Raw genomic sequence first — 10,280 nt, 5'->3', positions numbered from 1 at the left:
CGATATTTACAAGTTAGTGAATAGCTTATTGGGATTAGCAACTAAATTTAGTTTAACTTATAAAAATCATGAAACACTGTTCGAATTTTAAGCGTGGAACATGAATAATCAATAAAAAGCCGCTCTGCTGGTGCCCTATATTTCAGAACGGCTTGCTTTAATATAATGATATTTAAAGAGAAATATCAAGCATTACGTATAACGTGTATTATGTTAATTTTAGGAAAAGTGAAAAATAATCTACAATAGAATCTACGAAAAATTGGCCATCAATTATGCCTGATTTCTCCAGTGGAAATAATTGGATTGTGAGATCCCCCACTCAAAATCATAAATTAGAAAGAATTGAAGCATTTCTTTCCAATTATGCTTATAAACCTCACCGACATGATACTTATGCTATTGGCAGGACTCTTTCCGGAGTTCAAAACTTTCATTACAAAGGTACATTGCAACATAGCTTGCCAGGCATGACTATGGTTCTACACCCGGATGAAAAGCATGATGGTGAATCAGGAACATTAGATGGCTATCGCTATAGAATGATTTACATCGAACCAGCGATGATCCAAACCATTTTAAAGGGTAAACCTTTGCCTTTTATCAGACATGGCTTAAGTAATGATATTCGCCTGTTTAGGGCAATGGATAGCTTTCTAAATAATATAAATAATTATATGGATACCCTAGAAGAGGAAGATGCTCTATTTGATTTGGCAACTACACTGTGTGAAATTTCAGATACTTCATCTAACCAAAACAAAAAATTTGACTACAAGGCAGCAGAGAGAGCGCGTGAGTGTATTTTGGCGTATCCACATGAAAACTTAAGTTTGTCAGATTTAGAGAAACATGCTGATCGTGACCGCTGGAGCCTTTCTCGTGATTTCCGATTATTATTTGGAACTAGCCCACACCGTTATATGATCATGCGTCGCTTAGAAACAGTTAAGTTCTACCTTGCTCAAGGGGAGTCTATTGTTAATGCTGCTTTAAATGCAGGCTTTTTTGATCAGAGTCATATGACCAGACATTTTATAAAAACATTTGGTTTAACTCCCACTCAATGGAAAATGATAAATATTAAAAGATAGCCGTTCGATTTGAACGGCTAATTTGTCCTACAGCAGATTTATTCCATTAAGAAAATCTTTGAACATAAAAAGCCCTGATAAAATCAAGAGTATACCCATCAGCTTATTTAGCCGATTAAACCAGATAGGATTAGCAATTTTGTTGCCTAATACTTTTCCAACCAGAGCATAGGTGAATGGTGCGCCAACAGCACCAAGTGAAATCAGTAAAGAAACTATCAAGATCATGATTCCTGTGATTTTGGCTGCAGGGTACATAATTGTCGTAACAGGTAGAATGACGAGAATGGCTTTTGGATTTAATAACTGAATAAATAAGCCATTTAAGAATGTTAGATGGCTTTCTTGCTGTTGAGTTGTTTCTACATTCGCCCTAATCATTTTTATAGCCAAGTAGAATGTATAAATTGCACCCGCTAAAGCAATATAATGAATCAATCCATGTGGAATAACAGCTTCACCTATATAGCCAAACAATACGAATAAGATCAACATGGCGAAACCAATGCCTAGGTAAAATCCTATAGTCTTTTTTAATTGACCTGTAAGGCCAGAATTTAGCCCCATAAAATTTACAGGGCCTGGGCTATACATAACGCTTAATGTATAAAGAAATATTTCCACAGAGTTCACTCAATTAGATAGCAATAAACATCAAAGAGAGAACGGTATCGAGTTATAGGCCTTAAAGATTGTACGTTTGTGCTGAACTAATTAAAAATTTCTATTTAACTTATGTTCACCTAAAGTTCACTTCATAAGTGTATAAAGAAACTATGTATTGTATTTTCAATTGCTTATATAAATATTAGTCTTGGTTTAGAATTTTAAAGTTCATGAACTATGAGAAAAAACTAAGATACGATCAAAATTGTAGAACAACAAAATTATTTATACTAATTTACAAGCCACGCTGTTTAAGCGTGTCATTAAAAAATAAATCTTTTAATCTCTCCACACAATCTCCACACAATCTCCACACAACATCAGCAATTCATAAACACTGCTATTTCAAAATAGTAGTATCTAAAACCCCCCCTCTGAAAAAGCATGTCAACACATTATCATTTAATAGGTTCAATACTTATTACAACTGTACTTTTAATCGGCTGTACACAAGCCAAAGATGCTGAACAGTCCCCAACAGAAATGCCACCAGCGGTTGTCAGTACCATCACGGTATTACCGCATTCCATGAATTTAATTGAAAATCTTCCAGGCCGTGTTGTCGCTTACCGTATTGCTGAAATTCGCCCGCAAGTAGGTGGAATTGTTGATAAAGTACTTTTTAAGCAAGGCTCTTATGTGCAAGCAGGTCAACCGCTTTTTAAATTGAATTCTGAAATATTTCAGGCAGATGTAAAAAGCAATCAAGCCACTTTAAACCGTGCACAAGCTGAGGTGACACGTTTGCAGGTGCTGTTAAAACGCTACACTGAATTAGTAAAAGTAAATGCGGTTAGTCAGCAGGAATACAACAATACCGAAGCAGATTATCAAAAAGCAAAAGCCGATGTGGCGCAAATGCAAGCCATGTTAAGCAGACAACAACTTAATCTTAAATATGCGACTGTTACAGCCCCTATCTCGGGAACGATTGGTGAAATCTTAGTGACTGAGGGTGCATTAGTTGGTCAAGGTGATACTAATGCAATGGCCGTAATACAACAGATTAATAAAGTCTATGTTGATGTAAAGCAATCAATTAGTGATTATGAAAAACTACAGGAAGCTTTACAGCAAGGTGACGTGTCAAATACCAAACATACGGTTGAAATCCTAAATAGTCAGGGTAAACCTTATAACGTTACAGGTGAAATCCTATTTTCGGATACTAAAGTTGATCCTGATACGGGTGATGTCACAATCCGTATTTTAGCCAATAATGAAAATCAAAAACTTTTGCCAGGCATGTATGTTCGAGTCAATATGAGCCGAGCTCAAGTTGAAAATGCGCTCCTAGTTCCAGAACAAGCGATTCAACATGATATTAGTGGTAAAGCCAATGTTACGATTGTTAATCAAAAAGGTTTAGCGCAAAGCAAGCCTGTTCAGCTTGGTCAACGTTATCAAAATAACTATGTGATCAAACAAGGGTTACAAGCAGGTGAGAAAGTCATTGTTGAAGGGGCTGATCGTATACAGCCTGAGCAAAAATTAAAAATTAAGCAGTGGCAACCTACAAATATTAAGGAAAATGGAGGACAGCAATAATGTCCCAATTTTTCATTAGGCGTCCTATTTTTGCATGGGTGATTGCTTTATTTATTATTCTGTTGGGTGTACTAAGCATCCCCAAGTTACCTATTGCACGATTCCCAAGTGTTGCGCCACCACAGATTAGTATTACGGCAATCTATCCAGGTGCTACGCCAAAAACATTGAATGATAGTGTTGTGACCTTGATTGAGCGGGAAATGTCAGGTGTCAAAAACTTACTTTATTACAGTTCAAGTTCAGATAGTTCTGGAACAGCAACAATCACCGCAACATTTAAACCAGGTACAGATGTAGAACTTGCACAAATTGATGTGCAAAACAAAATTAAAGCCATTGAGTCACGCTTACCTCAAACAGTGCGACAACAAGGGCTGATGGTCGATGCTGCGTCGTCTGGTTTTTTAATGATGGTGGGCTTAAGTTCACCGAATGGCAAATATAGTGAAATTGATGTCAGTGACTATATGACTCGCTATGTGATTGAAGAATTAAAGCGGGTTGACGGTGTTGGTAAAGTCCAAAATTTTGGTGCTGAAAAAGCCATGCGGATTTGGGTCGATCCAGATCGTTTGGTTTCTTATGGATTGAGTATTCAAGATGTGAATACAGCCATCCAAAACCAAAACTTGCCGATATCACCAGGTCGTATTGGTGATGTTCCTGCTTTGACGGGGCAACAAATTACTATTCCTTTAACTGCTCAAGGTCAATTAGAAACTGTAGAGCAATTCAAGAAAATTAGTTTACGTGCTCAACAAAATGGCGCCAATGTTCGACTGTCGGATGTCGCTCGTGTCGAAATCGGGGCACAGATGTATAACTTTGCGATTTTAGAAAATGGCAAAGCCTCTACAGCTGTGGCGATACAAATGAGTCCTGGTGCCAACGCTGTCAAGACTGCAGAAGGTGTTAAAGCGAAAATTGAACAGTTAGGTTCAGCACTGCCTGATGGTATGAAATTCTCTATACCTTACGACACTGCACCTTTTGTAAAAATCTCGATTGAAAAAGTAATCATGACATTGCTTGAAGCTATGGCATTAGTTTTTATTGTCATGTTTATCTTTTTACACAATGTTCGATACACCTTAATTCCGGCGATTGTTGCACCGATTGCATTGCTTGGCACATTCTCAGTCATGCTGCTTGCTGGTTTTTCGATTAATGTGCTGACCATGTTCGGTATGGTGCTTGCGATCGGGATTATTGTCGATGATGCGATTGTGGTCATTGAGAATGTTGAACGCATTATGGCGACAGAAGGCTTATCTCCAGTTGAAGCCACATCTAAAGCCATGAAGGAAATTACCAATCCGATTATTGGCATCACCTTAGTGTTAGCCGCTGTATTCTTGCCGATGGCATTGGCGTCAGGCTCAGTGGGGATTATCTATCGTCAGTTCACCATTACCATGTCGGTTTCAATTTTATTCTCAGCTTTCCTTGCACTGACATTAACCCCTGCGTTATGTGCAACGATGTTAAAACCGATTGATCAAGACCATCAGAAAAAGGGTGTTTTTGCATCGTTTGATCGCAGTTTTGAGAAGCTGAACAATCGCTATGAACGCAGTTTATTTAAAGTAATTAAACATAAAACCCTCGCAATGTTATGTTTCTTAGGCATTGTCATTGTGCTGATTTTTAGTTTTAAACACGTTCCGACTGCGTTTATGCCAGAAGAAGATCAGGGGTGGTTTATGACTTCGATTCAACTTCCTGCGGATGCAACTCAAGAACGTACCCGTAAAGTCGTTGCTGAGTTTCAAAATTATTTAGACCAAGAAACGGGGATTAAAGACAATATGGCGGTCTTAGGTTTTGGTTTTAGTGGATCTGGTCAGAATACAGCGATGTATTTTACCAATCTATTGCCATTCGAAGAGCGTACTATTACGGCACAAGAAGTCGTGAATAATGCCAATATAGCGATGGCTGAAAGTTCAGAAGGTCAAACCATGTCTGTGTTACCACCAGCAATTGATGAATTGGGTAACTCATCTGGTTTTTCACTGAGATTATTAGATCGTGGCAATATTGGCATGCCTGCTTTAAGAGAAGCACAAGATCAGCTTTTAGCATTAGCAGCACAAAGTAAAATCGTGGCGGAGGTCTATCCTGAAGGTTTGCCAGATGGCAGTTCTGTACAGCTTAAAATTGATAGAGATAAATTGCAGGCATTAGGTGTTAATTTCAGTGATGTGACCGATATTATTTCAACCTCAATGGGTTCGATGTATATCAATGATTTTCCAAATCATGACCGTATGCAGCAAGTCATTGTGCAACTTGATGCCAAATCACGCATGAGTATTGAAGATATTCTTCAGATTAAGGTGAACAGTCAAAGCGGTAAATTGGTTTCAATGTCTGAAATAATTACTCCAATTTGGCAACATTCCCCACAACAATACAATCGTTACAACGGTCGTCCATCATTGAGTATTTCTGGCAGTCCAGCAGCAGGTATATCTTCAGGACAAGCCATGACTGAGATGGAAAATTTGATTGAACAACTTCCGAAAGGTGTGGGTTATGAGTGGACTGGGATTTCTCTAGAAGAAAAACAGTCGGAATCACAAACCTTGTTTTTATTACTGTTGTCGATGTTAGTCGTTTTCCTTGTCTTGGCAGCGCTTTATGAAAGCTGGTCAATTCCATTCTCTGTGATGCTAGTTGTCCCTCTAGGGTTGATTGGCGCCTTTTTAGCAGTAATGTTACGTGGTATGCCAAATGATATTTTCTTTAAGGTCGGCATGATCACGATTATTGGTCTATCTGCAAAGAATGCTATTTTGATTGTTGAGTTTGCAAAAGCACTAAGAGAAGAAGGAATGGGTTTAGTGGAGGCAACCGTTGCAGCCGCTAAATTGCGCTTACGTCCAATCCTAATGACATCTTTGGCATTTACCTGTGGCGTTATTCCTTTAGTCATTGCCAGTGGCGCTAGTTCTGAAACTCAAAAAGCGATTGGTACAGGCGTCTTTGGCGGCATGATCAGCGCAACAATTCTAGCTGTTATTTTTGTACCGATTTTCTTTATTGTCGTCATGAGCATGGTTGAGAAATTCTCGAAACGTAAAGCGGCACATTAAGCATCAAAACTGAGAATAAAAGCTGTGGGTTAACGAGTTTAGCCCACAACAAATCTTTCATTTACATCTTTATTTCAGAATTGATTTAATAAACCATCAATATAGGTTTAATCATGAAAGCTACCAATCTTGATCCGAAACGCTGGTGGATATTGCTCGCTGTCGTGCTTGCATTTCTGCCGATTGTGATTGATATGACTGTACTGCATGTTGCGGTTCCCTCATTAACCCAATCGCTGAGTGCCACAAGTAACCAAGTCTTATGGATTATTGATATTTATCCATTACTTATGGCTGGACTTTTAGTTCCGATGGGAACTTTGGCTGATCGTGTCGGCAATCGTAAGATTCTGCTGATTGGCTTGGTTATATTTGGAATTGCTTCAGTCCTTGCGGCATTTTCCCAAACGGCTTCTATGCTGATTGCCGCACGTGCTTTATTAGCATTAGGCGGTGCCATGATTATGCCCTGTGTATTGGGTATTATTCGCAGAACCTTCGAAGACAGTCGCGAACGTGCCATTGCGCTGGGTATTTGGGGCACAATCGGATCAGCCGGTGCCGCCATTGGACCGCTCATTGGTGGGGGATTGTTAGAATATTTCTGGTGGGGTTCAGTTTTCCTGATTAACGTCCCAATCATGCTGGTTGTCGCACCAATGTGCTATTTCTTATTGTCCCGAAAAGAAGCTATAACCCCTGGACATTGGGCATTTGGTCAAGCGCTATTGCTGATTGTCGGTTTGATTTCGTTTGTATATGCACTAAAAGCAGGCTTAGGCGGTAAACAGTCGTTGTTGATTGTCTTGCCTTTGGTCGTTTTATCTATCGGCTTATTAACCATATTTGTACGCAAACAGCTGAATTCTCCTCAGCCGATGCTAGATCTTTCGCTATTTTCACGTCCTGCTATTTTAGCCGGCATTATTATGGCAATGGTTGCTGCAGGCGCTTTGGCAGGGGTTGAGTTAACTTTGGCAATGGAGCTGCAATATGTCATTCGTTTAACACCGCTGCAAGCCGGTCTTTTTATGGTTCCGATTATGGTTGCGGCCGCTATTGGCGGGCCTATTGCTGGTTTTTTATCCAATAAATTTGGACTCCGTCTGGTTGCGACCATGTCATTAATATTGGCAGCAATTGCGTTGGTCAGTTTGAGTTATTCAGATTTTCATCATCCGGGAATCATCGTTCCCTTTATTTTAGCTTCGATTGGATTAACACTGAGTATTGGTTTAACAGCTTCATCCATTGCGATCATGGGCTCAGTACCTGCAGAAAAGGGCGGTGCGGCAGGTTCACTTGAAAGTACAGGTTATGAACTGGGTACAGGACTAGGTATTACTTTATTTGGTGTTTTCATGGCCTATATATTTGGCAGTCATCTTCAAGTGCCGTCAGATTTAACTGCTGTTTTAGCAGAAAAAGCCAGACTTTCGATTGGTGATACCTATTTAGTGGCGAGCCAGTTACCCGTTGAACAAGGTACAGCATTGATTAACGCAGGTAAAATTGCCTTCAGTTCAGCTCATGTTAATTTATTATTAACAGCAGGGATTATCATCGGGATACTCTCCATTGTGGTATTTTTTATGCTAGCTAAATATCGAGATGAGAATTCATTGTGATGAAATTTATTTGAGGATCATCAAACAGAATGGTTAAGTTCAGACATCAATTTATCTTAAATTTATGGTTTAAATTAAGCCGTATTAATCTGAACTTAACACATTATAAATGAGTTGATGTCTTACGATTTAGTTGAATAGTAAAACAGCTGCCACCTAAGTTTTTGGATTTAGAATAATAAATATGACCTTGGTGTGCTTCAATAATTGCATCAATCACTGCCAAGCCTAATCCAGTACCGCCATCTAGACATGATCTAGAGTCTTCCAGTCGATAGAAGGGTTTGAACAGGTGTTTAAGATGCGATTCATCAATACCAGGACCTTCATCTTCAAACGTCAATACCCAATGTTCTGCTGTGGTTACAGATGTAATATTTATTTTTCCAGCATTCGAATATCTTAGAAAGTTAGAGAACAATGCAATAAAGACCTGTTCCATCCTTCTTATATCAACGCAAACCAATTTATCCGTCAAATTTAAAACAATAGTTAAACCTTTAACATGAAACCGTTCATTAAACATCTGCAGACATTTTTCAATACTATTTTTTAAATTGGTCTTTTCTAGTTCTAATCGTAATTGTTTATTTTCAATAAGTGTCAGTGTCCGTAAATCTTCCACAAGGTAAGATAAGCCTTCGACTTGGTTCAATAAGCTTAGGTGTAAAGCTTTATCGGCAATAAATATACCATCGACAATACCTTGCAAGCGACCTTGTAATATTGTCACAGGTGTTCGTAATTCATGTGCAATTGCAGCATTCCAAACAGTTGAATTCTTAACTGATACTTCAAGTTGGTTTGCCATTTCATTGAAGTTCTCAATAAGAGACTTGATTTCATGTGGAATATCATGATGTGGCTGTTTAATTCTGAGTGCTAAATTGCCTTGTTGAATTTGTTGAATAACATCTGCTAAATCACTAATTGGCTGTGTATAGCGTTTTCCATATTTAAAGGCGAGGATAGTAGAAAGAAAAAAGCCTGTTAATAGCACTAAAAACAGCCAGATAAAGTCAACGGAGGTAACTGAAAATTCATTTGAATTAATAACTTGTGTATTTAGAAAACCTATTTTTATCGCCCAGCTATAAACAAAATAGCCAATCATGAAAGATAACAGCGTAATGCCTAAATTGAATAGGCTCATCATGATAATAAACTGGAAGTTAATTCCAACAGAATTTTTAAAAAAGTTAAATTTCATGATTTTGATCTAAGCGATACCCCACGCCACGGACATTGATTAATAAGCCATTTACATCATTTTCTTCAAGTTTTTTGCGTAATTTGCTGATATGGCTATCTACAGTGCGATCTAAAGCATCACTTTCAGGCATACAGTTTTGGATCAATTCATTACGTGTAAAGACTTTATTCGGTGTTTTTGCCATCAAAAACAGTATCTTATACTCAGTTAACGTAAGGTTGAGCAACTGATTTCTTTGACCATTTGAAATGTAAACTTGATGATGATCTGGATTAATTTCAATATTTCTATAACGAATAATATTAGTTATTTCCATATTTTGGCTTGTACTTCGTCTAAGTACGGCTTGTATTCGTGCAATCACTTCGTTTGGGTTAAATGGCTTAATAATAAAGTCATCAGCACCCATTTTTAGCCCCATGATCTTATTCACTTGATCATCTAAGGCAGTCAGCATAATGACAGGTAAAGACTTGTTTGACGGATGATTTGTAGAATTTCCCAGCCATTTAGTTTGGGTAATTTAATATCAAGGAGAATCAGGTCGATAGAGTTGGCTTTTAGGCACTCTAAAGCTTGTTGTCCATCCAATGCACGGATGACCTGCATGTTTTCATTTTTTATGTATTTTTCAAGAATGTCACCAATATCATAATCATCTTCTACAACGAGAATGACGCTGTTTTCGAAGCTGTGCTGTAGATTTGGATACATATATTTTATCTTAGATGAAGTAGCTATGCATTTTAACATTTAATTGTGTAATGGAGATGATTAGACGAGCAGTCATTTATATTTGTAATTGAGGGGTGACATATAATAAAATTCGTTGCATATCAGTATTAATGAACAAAATGTCAATTATCATTCATTTAACATAATGGCTGTTATACGAAACGAGAGTTGTAAGCCCAAAGTAGAAATGTCCGGTTTCTCCAAAGTAAAAATGTCCGCTTTTAGAATATGCACTTTTGCAATTTTCTTAGCGGACGGTTTGATATGTTGGTGTCTATGTCGGATAAAGAACTTA

Annotated in this window: 6 protein-coding genes and 1 pseudogene; 4 read left to right on the top strand and 3 right to left on the bottom strand. The window is 38.1% G+C overall.

What is annotated here, in order from left to right:
• The first annotated feature begins 275 nt into the window (after positions 1-275).
• Positions 276-1,094, top strand: coding sequence for an AraC family transcriptional regulator (locus FTT63_RS14155; protein ID WP_032073151.1), 819 nt, complete (start codon positions 276-278; stop codon positions 1,092-1,094).
• A 27-nt stretch (positions 1,095-1,121) separates the two neighbouring features.
• Here the strand turns inward: FTT63_RS14155 and FTT63_RS14150 are convergent, their stop codons facing one another.
• Positions 1,122-1,718 (bottom strand): LysE family translocator, encoded by a 597-nt coding sequence (locus FTT63_RS14150; protein ID WP_074163998.1) that lies wholly within the window; start codon positions 1,716-1,718, stop codon positions 1,122-1,124.
• A gap of 426 nt (positions 1,719-2,144) precedes the next feature.
• Between FTT63_RS14150 and FTT63_RS14145 the strand changes: the two genes are divergently transcribed.
• The 3 genes from FTT63_RS14145 (at position 2,145) to FTT63_RS14135 (ending at position 8,037) form a co-directional block, all read left to right on the top strand.
• Entirely contained in the window at positions 2,145-3,308 is a 1,164-nt protein-coding gene (locus FTT63_RS14145) for an efflux RND transporter periplasmic adaptor subunit (RefSeq protein WP_032073150.1), read from the top strand.
• Entirely contained in the window at positions 3,305-6,409 is a 3,105-nt protein-coding gene (locus FTT63_RS14140; RefSeq protein ID WP_270915313.1) for a multidrug efflux RND transporter permease subunit, read from the top strand. The genes FTT63_RS14145 and FTT63_RS14140 overlap by 4 nt, the downstream gene beginning before the upstream one ends.
• Positions 6,410-6,522: 113 nt before the next feature.
• On the top strand, positions 6,523-8,037 hold the full coding sequence (locus FTT63_RS14135; protein WP_032073148.1) for an MFS transporter: 1,515 nt from the start codon (positions 6,523-6,525) through the stop codon (positions 8,035-8,037).
• A gap of 103 nt (positions 8,038-8,140) precedes the next feature.
• Here the strand turns inward: FTT63_RS14135 and adeS are convergent, their stop codons facing one another.
• Together adeS and adeR are read right to left on the bottom strand one after the other, a co-directional pair.
• On the bottom strand, positions 8,141-9,247 hold the full coding sequence (gene adeS, locus FTT63_RS14130; protein ID WP_032073131.1) for a two-component sensor histidine kinase AdeS: 1,107 nt from the start codon (positions 9,245-9,247) through the stop codon (positions 8,141-8,143).
• Positions 9,237-9,964: pseudogene (gene adeR / locus FTT63_RS14125) on the bottom strand (efflux system response regulator transcription factor AdeR). Before adeR ends, adeS begins: the two are co-directional and overlap by 11 nt.
• Between the last annotated feature and the right edge of the window lie 316 nt (positions 9,965-10,280).

Source organism: Acinetobacter sp. C15 (assembly GCF_013420645.1).
Taxonomy (GTDB): Bacteria; Pseudomonadota; Gammaproteobacteria; order Pseudomonadales; family Moraxellaceae; genus Acinetobacter; species Acinetobacter indicus.
The sequence above is the reverse complement of the archived record's forward strand: the minus strand, read 5'-3'. Positions and strand labels throughout refer to the sequence as shown.